This is a genomic window from Thermoactinospora rubra (genome assembly GCF_002093975.1).
Classification (GTDB): domain Bacteria; phylum Actinomycetota; class Actinomycetes; order Streptosporangiales; family Streptosporangiaceae; genus Nonomuraea; species Nonomuraea rubra_A.
Window position 1 is genome coordinate 36,376 of sequence record NZ_MSZZ01000034.1, and the last position, 17,807, is coordinate 54,182.

The window sequence follows — 17,807 nt, forward strand, 5'->3', positions numbered from 1 at the left end:
CCGCGGCCGGGGTCCAGCAGGCGGCGGGTCAGTGGGCGGCGGCCCGGTGGCGCTCGTCCCGGACCACCCGGCCCACCGTGACCTCGGGCACCCGGGGGATGTTCCACAGCCGGTTGCGCTCGCGCAGCGTGCGCAACCGCTCCACCTCCGAGGTCCACATCGCGCCCTCGGGGGTGGCCTTGGCCTTGCGGCGGCGGATGCGGTCGTCATAGGCGTACACGCCGAACGTCGCCCGCTGCCCGGCCTCGGCCGCCCGCAGCGCCTCCGTCAACGCCTTGTCCAACGCCAGCCCGGCCTCGCGCAGCTCCTCGTCGGGCGCCTGCGCCGCCTGCAGCTCGCGCAGCCGCTGCTCGGCCACCCGCGCCTTGTCGAGCAGCTCGGGGAAGCTCTTGGAGATCTCCAGGTCCGCGTGGTAACGGACCTCGGCCTCGCGGCTGACCCGCGGACGGAAGAACGCCATGGACTGTGCACCTTTCACGCTCATGATGACCAGGGGTAAGCGTACGCCCTGGCCGAGGCGGAGTGGCACGCGCGTCGCCCTTTACAAAGTAAGCCACCGTCGGGCACGATGATCGCCATGCCCGCCAAGAGACCGCCCGTCCCGCTCTCCCGCGAGCGGATCATCGACGCCGCCCTGCACATCGCCGACAGCCAGGGCCTGCGCCGCCTGACCATGCGCCGCCTGGGCGACGCGCTGGAGGTGGAGGCGATGGCCATCTACCACCACCTGCCCCGCGGCAAGGAGGCGCTCATGGACGCCCTGGCCGAGCACGTCACCGCCGTCCACGCCGAGCCCGGCCCCACCTGGCAGGACACCGCCAGGGCCTGGTGCCGCGCCGCCCGCGAGGCGCTGCGCGACCACCCGGGCGTGCTCGCCCTCGCCCTGACCAAGCCGCCCAAGGGCGCCACCGCCGTGGCCATCAGGGAGCAGATCGAGCAGCTGGAGAGCTTCGGGCTGGCGGGCGCGGCGGAGGCCGTACGGGCCCTGCGGGCCTTCGTCTTCGGCAGCGTGGCGGTCGAGGTGCAGCAGTCGGGCTGGGCCGACCCGGAGGCCGACGGCTGGACCCGGCGCGACGAGCGGGCCGACGCCGACTTCGAGCGCGGGCTGGAGGCGCTGCTGCGCGGCCTGTCCGCGGGACCGGCGTGACGAAGGCGACGCGGGTGACGCCGGTGGCGGCGAGTGACCCACCTGGGTGAGCGCGCTGTCCCCGCAACCGCCCTAATGGGCTATGTCGTAGGGTGTGATCTGCGTCGCACACTATCTCCAAGACCCAGAAAACCGATCCGCTCGACGGGCCCACGCCCGCGAGCCCAGTCCACGAGATATCGGAGGCACGCCAATGTGCCCGCACGACCCGGCATGCCCGCCGGCCGACGCGCCCGACCGCGAGGCCGCGCGCACCCTCGCCTGCCACCCGGAGCAGGGCTGGAGCCTGCTCTGCAACGGGGTCGTCCTGTTCGAGGACACAGGCGAGCTCCTGCCCGACGGCGCCGTCATCGCCCCGCACCGGCCGGTGCCCGTCGGTAGTCCTTGATCCAGTCGGCGACGACCTCGCCGACCCTGACGGGGTGCTTGTTCAGATCGTGTCCCTCACCGGGCAGCACCACCAGGCGCGCGGCGTCGGCCGCGTCGGGGACGCCGAAGGGATCCCGGTCTCCGTTGACCACCAGCACGTCGACGCCGGCGCCGCGCAGCTCCGCGGCCCTGGAACGGTCCGGCCTGCCCGGCGGGTGCAGGGGGAAGGCCAGGGCCACCACCGCCGCCGCCCCGACCGTCTGGGCGGTACGGCAGGCGACCCGCGCCCCGTTGCTCCGCCCGCCCTGCACCAGCGGCAGGTCCGGCCAGCGCTCGCGCAGCCGCCCGACGACCGCCGCCCACGCCTCGTCCTGACGCGCCGCCGGCCCGGGGGCACGGGCGCCGGCCAGGCGGAACGGCTGCGTCACGCGCGCCACCGTCGCCCCCGCCTCCAGCGCGGCCTGCCGTACGGCCAGCAGGTCGGGGGCGTCCACTCCCCCACCGGAACCGTGGGTGAGCACCAGCAGCAGCCGCGCGCCCGCCGCCTCGTCGATCTCGACCAGGGCCGGGCCGCGTGGCGTGTCGATCCGCATGCGGCCACCGTAGCGGGGGACGAGGCCCGTCCCTCCCTCAGGGGGATGTCCGGCGTGCCGCCGGTGTGCGACAGTGGCTTGCATGGCTGACATGCACTCGGAGCTCCAGCGCGATCTCCGAGCCTCCCTCGATGCCCGCCGTGAGCTCGGGCCCGACTATGAGGCGGCGTTGGTGGAGTCCTTCGTCGAACGGCTGGACCAGGCCATCGCCGCCCGCGTGCGGGAGGAGGTCCGCGCCCAGAGGCCGAAGAAGGCCAAGGGCGGCGGCGGGAGCGGCCCCGCCGTCCCGGTGGCGATCTGCTCGCTGATCTTCGGCATCCCGCTCACCGCGATCACCGCGGAGAAGGCCGGGATCGTCGGCCTTCTCGTGGTGTGGATCGGCATCGCCGTGGTGAACGTGGCCGTGGCGCTGGCCTCGCGCGACTGAGCCGCCCCAGAGGGCGGCTCACAGGACGGCTCAGAGGACGGCGCAGCCGATGCGGACCGGGACGCGGGCCGAGTAGCGGCCCGACAGGGTGTCGTAGGCGTAGGCGTAGGCGTTGGCCGGCTTGCCCGGGGCCGAGCAGTCGAACTTGCCGGTCTTGTAGCCGAAGCTGGCGCCGGGGTGGCCCGTGTGGGACTTGGCGGTCACGCTGCCGTGCCAGTACACCGCGTCGTTGTGGCTCCACCGGATGACGAGCTTGACCTGGCCGAAGTTGTAGTGGCTGCCGTTGAGCTTCAGGCGGGCGATGTCGTCGGTCGAGGTGCGGGTGGCGGTACCGTCGCCGTTGTCCCGCGGGGCGATCGTGTACTTGGTGATCCACAGCTTGGCCAGGACCTTGCGGCCGGCGCTGGCGCGGTTGTCGTCGGCGGCCCGCTGCCGCTCCTGCACGCTCACGCAGACGTCGTCGCCGGGGAAGGCCTCACGCCACACGTACGGCACGACGCAGGTGTGCGGGCCGTAGGCGCCGTCGGTCCAGCGGCTGTGCTTGGCGGCGTTGTCCGCGGCGACCCTGTCGCGGGTCTGCGGGGTGACGCAGACCAGGTCGGAGGCGCGGGCCACGCGCCAGACGTAGCCCTGGCGGCAGGTCTCGGCGCCCGGGTCGGCCGAGGCGCTGGAGGCCGGGACGAAGGCGGTGGCCAGGCCGGCGACCGCCAGCGTGGCGAAAGCGAGTGCGGTGCGCTTCATGGGTACTCCTCGAAGTGGGTCCCGGCCTGACCGGTCGTCGTCCGGGCTCGCCACTCCGTTGTGCACGCTCGCGCCTGCAGGGCCCTTGCTCCCCGCTGTCATCCGTCACGGATAGTGACCTGCAAGCCGGTCAAGCCTGGTCGCGCTCGCGGCGCAGCCGTACCTGCTCGGCCAGCTCCGGGTCGGCGTGCCGCAGGCCGTAGGCCCACACCGCCTCGGCGTCGTCGGCCCGCCCGCGCAGCGGCAGCGTGCGGGCCAGCAGCTCGATGGCCAGCGAGACGGTCTCGGGATCGACGGGGTCACCGGCGTCACCGGCGTCGGCGGCGTCCTCCACCGCCCAGGCGAACTGGGCGCAGGCCAGCTCCAGGTGGGCGATGCCGAGCTGGACGCGCAGCCGGGCCGCCTCGGCGCCCGGATCGCCGTCGAGCGCGGCCTGCAGCACCCGTGCCGCCTCCTCCGGCTCGCCCCGCGCGATGAGCACGTCGGCCAGCCGCCGCGCGGCCGGCGGCGGGCCGCCCGCCGCCAGGGCGGCGCGCAGCTCCTGCTCGGCACGGTCCAGGTCGCCTTCCTCCTCGGCCAGCCGGGCCAGCGCCAGGTGGGCCAGCGGGACGTAGGTGGAGTTGCCGATGCCCAGCACCCGCTGCCAGGCCGCCCTGGCCTGCTCCAGGTCGCCCTCGCGCTCGAAGCCCTGGGCCAGGTGGCAGGCCGCCTGCGCGGCGTACTCCGGATGGCCCGTCGCCAGCGCCGTCCTGGCCGCCGCCCGCGCCGCCTCCGCGTCGCCCTGCTCCTGGCGCACCACGGCCAGCCCCACGGCGGCCTGCGCCCGGTCGGGGTCGTGGGGATCGGCCGCCAGCTCGGCGAAGATCGCGGCGGCGCCGTCCAGGTGCCCGCTCTCGGCCAGCCGCCGCGCGGACTCCAGCCTGGAGGTGTCGAGTTCCTGGGGGGTCAAGGGGCCTCCTTCACACGATGGCCCCGAGCCTAACGACTCGGGGCGATCATGTCTCGCCGCACGACGCGGCGAGTGCGCGGGAGCCGGTCAGTCCTCGTAGGCCTCCAGCGGCGGGCACGCGCACACCAGGTTGCGGTCGCCGTAGGCCTGGTCGATCCGGCGCACCGGCGACCAGTACTTGGCCTCCCGCAGCGAGGGCACCGGGTAGGCGGCCTCGGCCCGGGTGTAGGGGTGCTCCCAGGTGTCGGAGGAGACGTGCTCGGCGGTGTGCGGGGCGTTGCGCAGCGGGTTGTCGGTCCTGTCGTACTCCCCGGAGGCCACCTTGGCGATCTCGCCGCGGATGGCGACCATCGCCTCGACGAAGCGGTCCAGCTCGGCCAGGTCCTCGCTCTCGGTCGGCTCGATCATGAGCGTGCCGGCGACCGGGAAGGACATGGTCGGCGCGTGGAAGCCGTAGTCGATCAGCCGCTTGGCGACGTCCTCGACGGTGACGCCGGTCTCCTTGGTGATCTGGCGCAGGTCGACGATGCACTCGTGGGCCACCAGGCCGCCGCGTCCGGTGTAGAGCACCGGGTAGTGCGGGGCCAGGCGGCGGGCCAGGTAGTTGGCCGACAGGATGGCCTGCTCGGTGGCCGCCTTGAGGCCCTGCGCGCCCATCATCCTGATGTAGGCCCAGGAGATCGGCAGGATCCCGGCCGAGCCGTACGGCGCCGCCGACACCGGGCCCACGGGCGAGCCGTCGCGCAGCGGGTGGCCGGGCAGGTAGGGGGCCAGGTGGGAGCGGACGGCCACCGGGCCGACGCCGGGACCGCCGCCGCCGTGCGGGATGCAGAAGGTCTTGTGCAGGTTCAGGTGGGAGACGTCGGCGCCGAACTCGCCCGGCTTGGCCAGCCCCACCAGGGCGTTGAGGTTGGCGCCGTCGACGTAGACCTGGCCGCCGGCCTCGTGGACCTTGGCGCAGATCTCGGTGATGGTCTCCTCGTAGACGCCGTGCGTCGAGGGGTAGGTCACCATGATCGCGGCGAGCCGGTCGCGGTGCTTGGCGATCTTGGCGTCGAGGTCGGCCAGGTCGACGTTGCCCTCGGCGTCGCAGGCCACCACGACCACGCGCATGCCCGCCATGACCGCGCTGGCGGCGTTGGTGCCGTGCGCGGAGGACGGGATGAGGCACACGTCGCGCTCGCCCTGACCGTTGGCGCGGTGGTAGGCGCGGATGGCCAGCAGCCCGGCGAACTCGCCCTGGGAGCCGGCGTTGGGCTGCAGCGAGACCGCGTCGTAGCCGGTGATCTCGGCCAGCCAGCCCTCCAGCGTCCCGATCAGCTCCAGGTAGCCCTGGGCCTGGTCTTCGGGGGCGTAGGGGTGGATGTTCGCGAACTCCGGCCAGGTGATCGGCTCCATCTCGGTGGTCGCGTTGAGCTTCATGGTGCACGAGCCCAGCGGGATCATCGAGCGGTCCAGCGCGATGTCCTTGTCCTGCAGCCTGCGCAGGTAGCGCAGCATCGAGGTCTCGGAGCGGTGGGTGTGGAAGACCGGGTGGGTGAGGTAGTCGCTGGTGCGCAGCAGGGCCTGGGGCAGCGCCTGGTGGCCCTGCTGCGCCACCAGGGACTCATCCGGGGCCAGGCCGAGCGCGTCGCCGAAGGAGCCCAGCACCTCGGCCAGCTCGCGGGGGGTGGTCTTCTCGTCGCAGGCGACCAGCACGTGGTCGGCGTCGACCTGCCACAGGTTGACGCCGCGGGCCAGGGCGGCGGCGACCACGCCGGCGGCCTTGCCGGGCACCCGGGCGGTCACGGTGTCGAAGAACTCGCGGTGCACGACCTCCACGCCGCTCTCGCGCAGCGCGTGGGCCAGGGTGGCGGCCATGCCGTGGATGCGGGCGGCGATGCGGCGCAGCCCCTCGGGGCCGTGGTAGACCGCGTACATGCTCGCGATCACCGCCAGCAGCACCTGGGCGGTGCAGATGTTGCTGGTGGCCTTCTCGCGGCGGATGTGCTGCTCGCGGGTCTGCAGGGCCAGGCGGTAGGCGGGGTCGCCGTCGGCGTCGACCGACACGCCCACCAGGCGGCCGGGCAGCTGCCGCTGCAGCCCGTCGCGCACGGCCATGTAGGCGGCGTGCGGCCCGCCGAAGCCGAGCGGCACGCCGAAGCGCTGGGAGGAACCGATCGCGATGTCGGCGCCCAGCTCGCCGGGCGCGGCCACCAGCGTGAGGGCCAGCAGGTCGGCGGCGGCCACCACGAGGGCGCCGCGGGCGTGGGCCTGCTCGGCGACCGCGCGGAAGTCGCGCAGCCGCCCCGACGCGCCGGGGTACTGCACCAGCACGCCGAAGCACTCGGGCAGCTCGCCCTCCAGCGAGTCGAAGACCAGCTCGATGCCCAGCGGCTCGGCGCGGGTGGCCAGCACCGCCTTGGTCTGCGGCAGCGCGTCGGCGTCGACCACGAACACGTTGCCGGCCGACTTGCCGGCGCGGCGCGCCAGCGTCATCGCCTCGGCGGCGGCCGTGCCCTCATCCAGCAGCGAGGCGCCCGCCACGGCCAGGCCCGTCAGGTCGGAGACCATGGTCTGGAAGTTCAGCAGCGCCTCCAGCCGGCCCTGCGAGATCTCCGGCTGGTAGGGCGTGTAGGCGGTGTACCAGCCGGGGTTCTCCAGCAGGTTGCGGCGGATCACGGCGGGCGTGACGGTGTCGTAGTAGCCCAGGCCGATCATGGAGGTGACGACCTTGTTGCGGCGGGCCAGGGCGCGCAGCTCGGCGATGGCCTCGGCCTCGCTCGCCGCCGTCGCCCCCAGCTTGAGCCCGTCCTTGGTCCTGATGGCCTCGGGTACGGCCACCGCCACCAGGTCCGCCACCGACTCGAAGCCCACGGCCTCGAGCATCTTCTGCTGCTGCGCGTCGGAAGGGCCGATGTGGCGGCCGGCGAACAGCTCCGTCATGACTAGTGCCTCCCGAAGGCTTGGAGAACCGGCGCCCCTGTTGGAAACCACAGGCGCAGGCGCGTGCCGGATCTCCCCCTCTGTCATGGCGACCTGAGAGCTTCGCCCCCGGGAGCGGGGACTTGCACCGTCGGTGAGACGCGCCTGGCGGGCGCGCCTGCTTTCCAGAGTTGCCTCACCCGAGCGGTACGGTTGCCTGAGAGATTCCGGGGAGGGTTGCTCCTTCGGCGCCCCGGCCGGACCGGGGACTCTCCCGCACGGGGTCGTCGGCCTTCGGTCTTCAGCCTACCCTCAGCCGATGCGGCGTGCACGCCGGCGCAGGGCCAGCTCGTCAGCGGGATGATCGGCCGGGACGTCGTCGTCCTCGGCCGCCGCTTGTTCCCCCGGCAGCTCCGCCAGGGATCCCTCGACCTCGCGCCAGACCCTGCCCAGCGCTATCCCGAACACGCCCTGCCCGCCCTGCAGCAGGTCGATCACCTCGTCGGCCGAGGTGCACTCGTAGACGCTGACGCCGTCGCTCATGAGCGTGATCTGCGCCAGGTCCGCGACGCCGCGGTCGCGCAGGTGCTGGACGGCCGCCCTGATCTGCTGCAGGGAGACGCCCGTGTCGAGCAGGCGCTTGACCACCTTCAGGACGAGGATGTCGCGGAAGCTGTACAGGCGCTGGGAGCCCGACCCTTGGGCGGCTCTTATCGTGGGCTCCACCAGGCCGGTGCGCGCCCAGTAGTCGAGCTGCCTGTAGGTGATGCCGGCCGCCGCGCACGCCGTCGGGCCGCGATAGCCGATGTTCGCAGGAAGGGTGGCGGGCTCCTCGTCGAAGAGCAGACCCTGCTCACCGGCACGCTGCCGCGCGCTTTCGCGCCGCACCGGGTCTTCCTGGCCGGCCCTTTTTCCCTCGCCGCTGCTGACCGCCACGCGGACCTCCGGCTTCTCTCATCCCGTGGCCTGATCTGGGGGTTCGTTGCGGGCGACCACGGGTTTCACTTGCACCGTAGGACCGGGACCATGGTCAGTCAACGATCCCACTCGGCGCGTCGTGAAGCGTAAATGCTGTTATATGACTACCCGGCGCGGCCGAAGTCTTCGGGGGTGATCTGGTCAAGGAATTCCCTGAACTTCTCCACCTCGTCCTCCTGGTCGTCGGGGATGACCACGCCGGCCTCCTGGACGACCTCCTCGCTGGCGTAAATCCGCGCTCCGGTGCGCAGGGCGAGGGCGATGGAGTCGGAGGGACGGGCGCTCACCTCCACGCCGTTGGAGAACACCAGGTCGGCGAAGAAGATCCCGTCACGGAGGGCGACGATGTTCACCGCTCGCAGGCCGACGCCGAGCGCGCTGAGCACGTCGCGGAAAAGGTCGTGCGTCAGCGGGCGTGGCGGCGGCTCCTCGGCGGTGGCGTCGACGATCGCCCTGGCTTCGGTCATGCCTATCCAAATAGGCAGAAAACGATCCCCATTCGCCTCCTTGAGCAGGACGATAGGCTGATTTGTGGGCATTTCCACCCGGACGCCCACGACCTCCATCTGCACCACGGGTTGCTCCGAAATCTGACTGGCGAACGGTTCTTCCAACGTAACACCCTGGCGGCCCGGAATGTGCCCGCACCGTGGGGCGATGTGAACGGACGGCCGCCCCGGCGCGATCGGCCGGAGCCCCCCGCCCGGCAGGCACGCCGCGCCGAGGGCGCGGCAGCGGCAGGAGGGGTCAGCGGCCGAGCGCGGAGCGGACGGCGATGCGGAGCAGGGCCGCGTGGAGGTCCAGCAGCAGGCCCGACAGCTCGCGGGCGACCTCGTCGGCCTCGCCGGCCGCCCCAGGGGCGCGGCGCTTCAAGATGGGCGCGATCGTCTGCTCCACCAGGCCGCACTCCCGCTCGGCGGCGGCCCGGACGGCGCGCAGGTGGCGGGCATGCAGCCCGAAGCGCGCCAAGGCCCCGACCGTGCGCGCCACGACGAGGTCGTCCTCGCCGTAGCGCCGCGCGACCGGGGTGAGCAGGCCGTAGTCCTCCAGCTCGGCGAGCGTCTCCGCCTCCAGCCCGGCCGCCTCCAGCAGCTCCTCGCGGCTGAGCCGTACCTCCTGCTTGCCCTTAAGGGCGCGGGGCCGGGCCAGGTCCGCGGCCATCTTGTCCTTGATGACCCGCAGGGGCAGGTAGTGGTCGCGCTGCTCGCGCAGGATGTACCGCAGCTGCTCGACGTGCAGGTGCGTGAACTTGCGGTAACCGGAGGGGCTGCGGTCGGGCTCGATGAGCCCCTCACCCTCCAGGAAACGGATCTTGGAGATGGTCACGTCGGGGAACTCGGGCTTGAGGAGGGCGAGCACCTCCCCGATGCTCATATGCGAGCGGGCCGCCTGCGAACTCATGCGCCCGAGTTGCTCCGGGTGAGGAAGACGAGGCGGAACTTGCCGATCTGGACCTCGTCGCCGGAGTGCAGGGGCGCCTCCTCGATGCGCTCTCGGTTGACGTAGGTGCCGTTGAGGCTGCCCACGTCGCGGATGGTGAAGCGGCCGCCCGGGTGGCGGTAGAACTCCACGTGCCGCCGCGAGACGGTGATGTCGTCGAGGAAGATCGTGCTCTCCGGGTGGCGGCCGACCGTGGTGAGGTCGCGGTCGAGCTTGAACCGGCTGCCGGCGTTGGGCCCGCGGATCACGGTGAGCAGCGCCGTGCCCGGCTCCAGCTGCTCCACCAGGGCCCGCTCGGCCAGGAGGAACTCCCCGGTCTCCGCCTCATACGCCTCGATTCCCGCGACGGAGATCGTCGACGTGGTGTCCCCGCTGGCCTCGTACCTGGTCAGCGGTGACCCACAGCGGGAGCAGAAGCGGGCATCCTCGGGGTTGGCGTGCCCGCACTTCGTGCAGTAGACGCTCGGCATCGATCGGCTCGGCCTCCTACCGCGACGACGCGGCAACGGTGCTCGGGGCGCGCCTCGCTTGATCCAGTCAACATTGCGAATGCCGCAACTTACGCTGTAGCTCCGCAAAGGTCAAGGCGAGACGCTGAACGACGGGTTTGGACGGTGACAAAGTTACCGCCGCTCGCGGCCCAAGGTCCATCACTGCGGCGATGAGGCGGCCGAAATCATGATCCGGCCGCCTGCTCGACCACCTGGGCCCAGTGTTCGAGCAGGGCCTGGGCGGCGTCCACGTCCTGCGCCTCGGCCCACAGGTCGGTCACGGGCTCGGCGGCGGCGGGTATGATCAGCACCCAGCTGCCGTCGTCGGCGACGACGCGCACGCCGTCGGTGGTGTCGGTGGTCAGGCCCTCGGCCGCCTCGATGACCGAGCGCATGACGGCCCCCTTGGCCGCCCAGGGGGTCGGCACCGCCCGCTTGAGGAGCTTGGCCTCGGGGATGCGGGTGTCGATCTGGCTGAGCGACAGCCGGGTGCGGGCCACCAGGCCGAGCAGCCGCATGAAGATGGCCAGCCCGTCCACCGTGGGGGCGAACTCGGGCACGATGAAGCCGCCGCGCCCGTCCCCCGCGAAGATCATCTCGGGCTTGGTGGCCGCGGTGGTGAGCGCGTCCAGGGCGGTGGAGGTCCAGTGCACCTGGACGCCGTGGAAGCGGCAGACCTGCTCGGCGACCCTGGTGGTGGTCACCGGCAGGGCGACGCATCCGGACCGGCGTTCGGCGGCCACCAGGTCCAGCACCACCAGCAGCGCCCGCTCCTCGCTGATGAGCTGGCCCTTCTCGTCCACCAGGGCGATGCGCTCGCCGACCGGGTCGAAGCGGACGCCGAAATGCGCGCGCGAGGAGCTGACCAGCTCCGACAGGCGTTGCAGGTCGCGGCGGCGCTCGGCGAGGGTCTCGGTGGGCGACAGCTCGTCCAGGCGGGCGTTGACGGTCAGCACATCCACGCCGACGCGGCTGAGCAGCGTGGGCAGCACCAGCGAGGAGGTGCCGCCGGCGCAGTCGACCACGACCTTCAGCTCGCGCGCGCCGGTCATGTCCACCCGGCGCAGCAGCTCGTGCGCGTAGTCCTCCACGGCCCTGGCCGGGTAGCCGAGCTCGGCGATCTCGCCGGGGAAGGCGCGGCGGAACTCCTGGCGGGAGAAGACGCGCTCCAGCTTGCGCTGGGCGGCCGGGGGCAGGTCGGCGCCCTGGGCGTCCATGAAGACGATGTCGACGCTCTGCGGGTCCCCGGCGGTGGTGCGCAGGGCGATGCCCCCGGCGGCCGGCTTGCGCGAGGTATGGAAGCGCGCCACCGGCAGCGGCGTGGCCTCCAGGTCGATGACGTTGATCGCGCCGGCGGTCAGGGCGCTGATGACGGCCCGCTTCAGCGCGCTGGCGGCGCGGGAGGCGTCGCGGGAGGTGACGACCGTCTCGCCCTTCTTCAGCGTGGTCGCGTACGCGCTGGCCAGCCGTACGCACAGCTCCGGGGTGATCTCCACGTTGACCAGGCCGCTGACGCCGCGCGGGCCGAACAGGCTGGCCTGGCCGCGCGACTCCCAGATGACGCTGGTGTTGACGACCGCGCCCGCCTCGATGGTCTTGAACGGGTAGACCTTGACCCCGCTGGAGACGTACGCCTCGGCGCCGATGACGCAGTCGTCGCCGATGACCGCGTTCTCCTCCACGCGGGCGCCGGTCATCACGTCGCTGCTCTTGCCGATCACGCAGCCGCGCAGGTGGGCGCCGGGGCCGATGTAGACGTTGTCGTGGACCACGGCGCGGTGCAGGAACGCGCCCTCGCGCACCACCGCGTTGCTGCCCAGCACGGTGTACTCGCGCAGCTCGGCGCCCGCCTCGACCTTGGCGTACTCGCCGATGAGCAGGGGGCCCTTCAGCACGGCGTCGGGGTCGACGGCGGCCGTCTCGGCGGCCCACACGCCCGGGGCCAGCTCGAAGCCGCCGATGTCCAGCCGTACCCTGCCCGACAGGGCGTCGGCCTGGGCCTTCAGGTAGCTGTCGAGGGTGCCCACGTCCTGCCAGTAGCCCTCGGCGACGTAGCCGTACAGCGGCGCGCCGCTCTCCAGCAGCCGCGGGAAGACGTCGGCCGACCAGTCGACGGCCTGCCCCTCGGCCACCTCGGCGAGGACCTCGGGCTCCATGACGTAGACGCCGGTGTTGACGGTGTCGGAGAAGACCTGGCCCCAGGTGGGCTTCTCCAGGAAGCGCTGCACGCGGCCCTCTTCGTCGACGATGATGATGCCGAACTCCAGCGGGTTGGGCACGCGCTTGAGCCCGATGGTGACCAGGGCCGAGTTCTCCCGATGGAACCTGATCATGTCGCTGAGGTCGATGTCGGTCAGCGCGTCGCCGGAGATGACCAGGAAGCGGTCGTCGCGCAGCCGGCTGGCGGCGTTGCGGACGCTGCCGGCCGTGCCGAGCGGGCGGTCCTCGGTGGCGTAGTGCAGGCTCATGCCCAGCTCGTCGCCGTCGCCGAAGTAGGAGCGCACGAGCGCGGCCAGGAACTGGACGGTGACCACGGTGTCGGTCAGCCCGTGCCGCTTGAGCAGCCGCAGCACGTGCTCCATGATCGGGCGGTTCACCACGGGCAGCAGCGGCTTGGGCTGGTTGGCGGTCATCGGGCGCAGCCGGGTGCCCTCCCCGCCCGCCATGACGACCGCCTTCACCCGGTCACTCCTTGCTCGCCTTGCCCGCCCCGCCCTTGGCGGCGCTCACCAGCCGGCGGACCTGGACCACGTACAGCACGCCGGCCCACCAGTACAGGCCCACGCCCCACAGGGCGAAGGCCCAGCCGACGATCCTCGTGAATTCGGCATACCACGCCCCGGTATGGGACGCCAGGAACAGCAGCGGGAAGGCGTACATGAGGTTGGCCATGGCCGCCTTGCCCAGGAAGTGGACCTGCAGCGCCTTGTAGCCGTGCCGCCGCAGCACGGGGATGAAGCAGGCGACGAACAGCTCGCGGCCCAGCACGGCCGCCGCCAGCCACCACGGGATCGCCTCGCGCAGCAGCAGGCCGGCGACGGTGGCGAAGACGTAGAGCTTGTCGGCGGCCGGGTCGATGATCCGGCCGAGCCTGCTGGTCTGGTTGAACGCCCTGGCGATCTTCCCGTCGAGCCAGTCGGTGAGCGCCGCGGCCACCAGCAGCCCCACGGCCCAGCCGTCCGCCTTGGGCACCAGCACCAGCCACAGGAACACCGGCACGCCGAGCAGCCGCAGGAAGCTCAGGACGTTGGGGACCGTCCAGACGCGGCTCTCCCGGCGTTCGGCCGCGTCGGCCGCGTCGGCCGTGTCGGCCGTATCGGCCGTGTCGTCCCGCGCGTGGCTCTCGCCGAGAGCCTCCACCAGGGGTTCCCGGCGCTCGGCGCCGTCCCCGTGGATCTCCTCTGCCCTCTCCGTCACGTCTCCAAGCTACTGCGTGGGAGTCCCAGCTCAGCGGATGGGGCTTGCGCGGCGTGGGGGGCGCCGGGGTAGCGTTGCGCCCGACCGAACGCGGGAGCCCGGTGCGACCGGGCTGAGAGGACGGCTGAGCAGCCGCCGACCGCCAGAACCTGCTCCGGGTAATGCCGGCGAAGGGAGTTTGCGCGATGACGCGACCGCGCTTTTCCAAGATCCACGTCAGCGACCTGCGGGTCCCCATGCGCGAGGTGCACCTGTCCAACGGGCGTACGGTGACCCTGTACGACACCTCCGGCCCCGAGGAGCGCGACATCCGCCGCGGCCTGCCCCGCCTGCGGGAGGAGTGGATCCTCGACCGGGGCGACGTGGCGCGGTACGGCGGGCGCCAGGTCCAGCCGATCGACGACGGCTACCGCGACCAGGTGGCCTGGGCGCGCCGGGAGGTCTTCCCCGGCGCCGGCCGCCGGCCGCTGCGGGCGACGGGGGCGCCGGTGACGCAGCTGGCGTACGCCAGGCGCGGGGTGATCACCAAGGAGATGGAGTTCGTCGCGGTCAGGGAGGGCGTGCCGCCGGAGTTCGTCCGCGAGGAGGTCGCCGCCGGACGGGCGATCATCCCGGCCAACGTCAACCACCCGGAGAGCGAGCCGATGATCATCGGGCGGAACTTCCTCGTGAAGATCAACGCCAACATCGGCACCTCCGCCGTCACCTCCTCCGCCGCCGAGGAGGTCGAGAAGCTCACCTGGGCCACGCGGTGGGGCGCCGACACCGTGATGGACCTGTCGACCGGGCGCGACATCCACACCACCCGCGAGTGGATCATCCGCAACTCGCCCGTGCCGATCGGCACCGTGCCGATCTACCAGGCGCTGGAGAAGGTCGGCGGGCGGCCCGAGGAGCTGTCGTGGGAGGTGTACCGCGACACGCTCGTCGAGCAGTGCGAGCAGGGCGTGGACTACGTGACCGTCCACGCGGGGGTACGGCTGGCGCACGTGCCGCTGACCGCGCGCCGCAAGACCGGGATCGTCTCGCGCGGGGGCTCGATCATGGCGGCGTGGTGCCTGGCGCACCACCGTGAGTCGTTCCTGTATGAGAACTTCGAGGAGATGTGCCGGATCCTCGCCTCCTACGACGTGGCGTTCTCGCTCGGGGACGGGCTGCGTCCCGGCTCGATCGCGGACGCCAACGACGAGGCGCAGTTCGCCGAGCTGCGCACGCTCGGGGAGCTGACGAGGGTCGCCCGGGCCAACGACGTGCAGGTGATGATCGAGGGACCGGGGCACGTCCCGATGCACAAGATCAAGGAGAACGTCGAGCTGCAGCGCGAGCTGTGCGACGACGCGCCGTTCTACACGCTCGGGCCGCTGGTGACCGACATCGCGCCCGGCTACGACCACATCACCTCGGGCATCGGCGCGGCCATGATCGCCTGGTACGGCACGGCCATGCTGTGCTACGTGACGCCCAAGGAGCACCTCGGGCTGCCCGGCAGGGAGGACGTCAAGACCGGGGTGATCACCTACAAGATCGCCGCGCACGCGGCCGACCTGGCCAAGGGACATCCGCGGGCCCAGGAGTGGGACGACGCGCTGTCGGACGCGCGGTTCGAGTTCCGCTGGGAGGACCAGTTCGACCTGGCGCTGGATCCGGACACGGCGCGGGCGTTCCACGACGAGACGCTGCCCGCGGAACCGGCCAAGACGGCGCACTTCTGCTCGATGTGCGGGCCCAAGTTCTGCGCCATGAAGATCACGCAGGACGTGCGGCGGTACGCCGAGGAGCGGGGGCTGACCGACGCCGAGGCGATCGAGGCGGGGCTGCGCGACAAGGCCGGGCAGTTCCGGGCCGCCGGCGGCCGGATCCACCTGCCGATCGTCCCGGCCGGGGAGGGGCCGTCCGCGTGAGCCCGGACTGGGAGCTGGTACGGCGGCGCGTCGCGGCGCGGCCGTGGGCGGCGGCCATCGCGCGGCAGCTCGCCGACGACTTCGACCGCTGGCGGCGCGACCTGGTCATCCCGCCCCCCGGGCCGCCGTCGGCGTGGACGCACCACTACTTCTGCGACACCGACGGCGAGCCGCTGCGGTTCGACGCCTCCGTGCCCGACCGCCACGTCTGCACCGGGTGCGGCCGCCTCTACCGCGGCGAACCGTGGGACGGCGCGTGGCGCACAAAGATGCACAACGCGGCGGCGGCCCAGGCGCAACGCGCCGCCCTGCTGGCCCGCCTGGGCAGGCCGGGAGCCGCCGCCGAGCTGGCGCGGATCGTCGCCGCCTACGCCCGCGACTACACCCGCTACGAGCCGCACGGCGCCAACGCGGGCACCGGCCGGGTGCAGCCGCAGTCGCTGGACGAGGCGATCTGGGCGATCGGGATGCTGCGCGCGGTGCGCTGGGCCGCAGACGAGCTGAGCCCGAACACCCACGCGGCGGTGGACGGCATGGCCGAGGCGATCATCAGCCTGCTCAGGCCCCAGGTGGGGCAGATCCACAACATCCACTGCTGGATGCTGGCGGCGCTGGCCTGGTGCGCGGCCAGGCTGGGCGACGCCGAGACGCCGGCGTGGTGCCGCGACAGCGAGTTCGGGGCGCGGGCGCAGGTCATGCGGGGGTTCCACCCCGAGGGCCTGTGGTACGAGATCAGCCCCGCCTACCACTACTACACGGTGGCCGCGCTGCTGTCCTACCGGGAGGCGGCGGGAGCCGGCGGCCTGCCGGAGGCGGCCGTGCGGCGCCTGGCCTCGGCGATCAACGCCCCGCCCGCGCTGGCCTATCCCGACGGCCGGCTGCCCGCCTACGCCGACGCCTGGCCCTCCTGCTGGGTGGCAGACTTCGCGCCACAGGCGGAAGCCGCCTGGGCGATCCTGCCGGAGGAGCCCATCGACCTCGGCCTCTACTACGCCTGGCCACGCCCCGCCCCGGTCAGGCTCTGGTACGGCAGCCAGGAGCCGCTGGACCGCCCGCGTCCGCTGCCCGGCCGGTCGTCGGTGGCCGCCCTGGTCTTCGGCCCCGAGGAGGTCACGCCGCAGTCCCCGCCCGGTGGGTCGCTGGTGTGGCCCGAGGCCGGCATCGGGGTGCTGCGGTCGCCGCGGGTGCGGCTGGCCCTGCGGTTCGGCCCCGACGGCGGCGGGCACGACCACCGGGACAAGCTCAACGTCGACGTCGCCGCGGGTGGGTGGGCCAGCCTGGACCTGGGCACCAGCGGGTACGGCGCGGCCTTCACCGACTGGATGCGCTCGCCGTACGCGCACAACCTGCTCATCGTCGGCGGGCGGCCCCAGCCGCCGCACACCGGCGGGCTGCTGGAGCACTCGCCTCGCCGGCTGAGGGCCGAGTCGGCGTGGGGCGGCCACGTCATCCGGCGCGCCGTCGCCCTCACCGCCGAGGGGTGGACCGACGAGTGCGACGCCGAGCTGGCCGCGCCGAGCCTGGTCGAGTGGGTCTTCCACGGTGACGGCCTGTTCGCGCCCGGCGAGGGCGAGCCGGCCGAGCTGGACCTGCCGTGGCTGCGCGAAGTCCGCCGCCTTCAGGTGCCGCGGGACCGTGTGCTGACCGGGAGCTGGGACGATGAGCACGGGGTGCGGGTGGCCGTCACCGTGCCCGAGGGGTTCGCGGCGTACGCGGCGCGCGCGGACGGCAACCCGACCGGGCGCCCGCTCGGCCTGCTGCTCCTGCGCGGCCGGGCCGGCCGGGTCCGCGTCCACGCCGCCTTCGCCCTGGACGGGTAGCGGGTCAGGCGCGGGCGGCGGCCACGAACGCGCGGATCAGCCCGGCGTCCTTGACGCCCCTGGCCACCTCGACGCCGCTGGACACGTCCACCCCCCAGGGCCGGGCCGCCTCGATGGCCCGCCCGACGTTGTCCGGGGCGAGCCCGCCGGCCAGCAGCCAGCGGCCGGATGCCCGGCCGCGGACGGCGGCCCAGTCCCACGGCTCCCCCGCCCCTCCCGCCTTGGGCGCGTCGACCAGCAGCAGGTCCTCGTCGTAGGCCCCGCACCGCAGGTCGGCGTCGGGCGGCACGGCACGAACCAGCGTGACCCCCAGGTCCTTCAACGCCGTGAAGTCCGCATGCGGATGCCTGCCGTGCAACTGGATCCCCCGCAACCCGGCGGCCGTGACCGCCTGCCGTATCTCCTCGGGGCTCTCCCCCATGAACACCCCGACGGTCAGCACATGGGGCGGCACCAGGGCGGCCAGCTCGGCCGCCCGCTCCGGCGAGACGCGGCGCGGGCTGGCGGTGAGCATGAAGCCGACGGCGTCGGCGCCGGCCTCGACGGCCGCCTCGATGTGCTCGGGCTCGCGCAGCCCGCAGATCTTCACGAACACGCCACGAGCCTACCCGTGCCCGCGCGCGCCGTACG

General features: G+C 72.9%; 17 protein-coding genes and 2 riboswitches. Of the genes, 5 read left to right on the plus strand and 12 right to left on the minus strand.

Features of this window, described 5'->3' with window-relative positions; genetic code table 11:
• Positions 1-28 precede the first annotated feature (28 nt).
• Positions 29-460, minus strand: coding sequence for a hypothetical protein (locus BSB02_RS41620; protein WP_084963437.1), 432 nt, complete (start codon positions 458-460; stop codon positions 29-31).
• A gap of 117 nt (positions 461-577) precedes the next feature.
• Between BSB02_RS41620 and BSB02_RS27570 the strand changes: the two genes are divergently transcribed.
• Positions 578-1,147 carry a TetR/AcrR family transcriptional regulator C-terminal domain-containing protein gene (locus tag BSB02_RS27570; protein ID WP_084963439.1) on the plus strand — a complete coding sequence of 190 codons (570 nt, stop codon included), beginning with the start codon at positions 578-580 and terminating at the stop codon, positions 1,145-1,147.
• A 193-nt stretch (positions 1,148-1,340) separates the two neighbouring features.
• Positions 1,341-1,535 carry a DUF5999 family protein gene (locus BSB02_RS27575; protein WP_084963441.1) on the plus strand — a complete coding sequence of 65 codons (195 nt, stop codon included), beginning with the start codon at positions 1,341-1,343 and terminating at the stop codon, positions 1,533-1,535.
• Here BSB02_RS27575 and BSB02_RS27580 read toward each other — a convergent pair.
• A complete protein-coding gene (locus tag BSB02_RS27580) occupies positions 1,495-2,109 on the minus strand; it encodes an alpha/beta hydrolase family protein (protein WP_084963443.1) in 615 nt (204 codons plus the stop codon). The genes BSB02_RS27575 and BSB02_RS27580 overlap by 41 nt on opposite strands.
• Before the next feature lie 82 nt (positions 2,110-2,191).
• Between BSB02_RS27580 and BSB02_RS27585 the strand changes: the two genes are divergently transcribed.
• On the plus strand, positions 2,192-2,536 hold the full coding sequence (locus tag BSB02_RS27585; protein ID WP_206184924.1) for a hypothetical protein: 345 nt from the start codon (positions 2,192-2,194) through the stop codon (positions 2,534-2,536).
• Positions 2,537-2,566: 30 nt separating this feature from the next.
• On the opposite strand, the gene BSB02_RS27590 is transcribed toward BSB02_RS27585, so the two are convergent.
• From BSB02_RS27590 to clsA, 9 genes are all read right to left on the minus strand, one after another.
• Positions 2,567-3,277, minus strand: a complete 711-nt coding sequence (locus BSB02_RS27590; protein ID WP_084963447.1) for a hypothetical protein — start codon at positions 3,275-3,277, stop codon at positions 2,567-2,569.
• A 130-nt stretch (positions 3,278-3,407) separates the two neighbouring features.
• On the minus strand, positions 3,408-4,226 hold the full coding sequence (locus BSB02_RS27595) for a tetratricopeptide repeat protein (protein WP_084963449.1): 819 nt from the start codon (positions 4,224-4,226) through the stop codon (positions 3,408-3,410).
• Positions 4,227-4,313: 87 nt separating this feature from the next.
• Complete coding sequence (gene gcvP / locus BSB02_RS27600; protein ID WP_084963451.1) at positions 4,314-7,151, minus strand: aminomethyl-transferring glycine dehydrogenase; 2,838 nt, start codon at positions 7,149-7,151, stop codon at positions 4,314-4,316.
• 174 nt (positions 7,152-7,325) lie between these two features.
• Positions 7,326-7,417: riboswitch (glycine riboswitch) on the minus strand.
• A gap of 25 nt (positions 7,418-7,442) precedes the next feature.
• Complete coding sequence (locus tag BSB02_RS27605) at positions 7,443-8,066, minus strand: MerR family transcriptional regulator (RefSeq protein ID WP_084963453.1); 624 nt, start codon at positions 8,064-8,066, stop codon at positions 7,443-7,445.
• Between the two features lie 146 nt (positions 8,067-8,212).
• Positions 8,213-8,683, minus strand: coding sequence for a bifunctional nuclease family protein (locus tag BSB02_RS27610; protein WP_143591249.1), 471 nt, complete (start codon positions 8,681-8,683; stop codon positions 8,213-8,215).
• Positions 8,684-8,855: 172 nt separating this feature from the next.
• Positions 8,856-9,509: a transcriptional regulator FtsR gene (gene ftsR / locus BSB02_RS27615; RefSeq protein ID WP_169729444.1), complete on the minus strand. Its 654-nt coding sequence runs from the start codon at positions 9,507-9,509 to the stop codon at positions 8,856-8,858.
• Positions 9,506-10,018, minus strand: coding sequence for an FHA domain-containing protein (locus BSB02_RS27620; RefSeq protein WP_084963458.1), 513 nt, complete (start codon positions 10,016-10,018; stop codon positions 9,506-9,508). Before BSB02_RS27620 ends, ftsR begins: the two co-directional genes overlap by 4 nt.
• 206 nt (positions 10,019-10,224) lie before the next feature.
• The gene (locus BSB02_RS27625) at positions 10,225-12,720 is read right to left on the minus strand and encodes a mannose-1-phosphate guanyltransferase (protein WP_084963460.1); all 2,496 of its coding nucleotides are present in this window, start codon (positions 12,718-12,720) and stop codon (positions 10,225-10,227) included.
• A 4-nt stretch (positions 12,721-12,724) separates the two neighbouring features.
• A complete protein-coding gene (gene clsA / locus BSB02_RS27630; RefSeq protein ID WP_240506680.1) occupies positions 12,725-13,456 on the minus strand; it encodes a cardiolipin synthase ClsA in 732 nt (243 codons plus the stop codon).
• 80 nt (positions 13,457-13,536) lie between these two features.
• A riboswitch (TPP riboswitch) is annotated at positions 13,537-13,649 on the plus strand.
• On the opposite strand from clsA, the gene thiC reads away from it, so the two are divergent.
• Both thiC and BSB02_RS27640 read left to right on the plus strand, forming a co-directional pair.
• The gene (gene thiC / locus BSB02_RS27635) at positions 13,642-15,357 is read left to right on the plus strand and encodes a phosphomethylpyrimidine synthase ThiC (protein ID WP_084963462.1); all 1,716 of its coding nucleotides are present in this window, start codon (positions 13,642-13,644) and stop codon (positions 15,355-15,357) included. It overlaps the preceding riboswitch by 8 nt.
• Positions 15,354-17,177, plus strand: a complete 1,824-nt coding sequence (locus tag BSB02_RS27640) for a heparinase II/III domain-containing protein (protein ID WP_084963463.1) — start codon at positions 15,354-15,356, stop codon at positions 17,175-17,177. Before thiC ends, BSB02_RS27640 begins: the two co-directional genes overlap by 4 nt.
• Before the next feature lie 4 nt (positions 17,178-17,181).
• Here the strand turns inward: BSB02_RS27640 and BSB02_RS27645 are convergent, their stop codons facing one another.
• On the minus strand, positions 17,182-17,772 hold the full coding sequence (locus tag BSB02_RS27645) for a phosphoribosylanthranilate isomerase (protein WP_084963465.1): 591 nt from the start codon (positions 17,770-17,772) through the stop codon (positions 17,182-17,184).
• Positions 17,773-17,807: the final 35 nt, after the last annotated feature.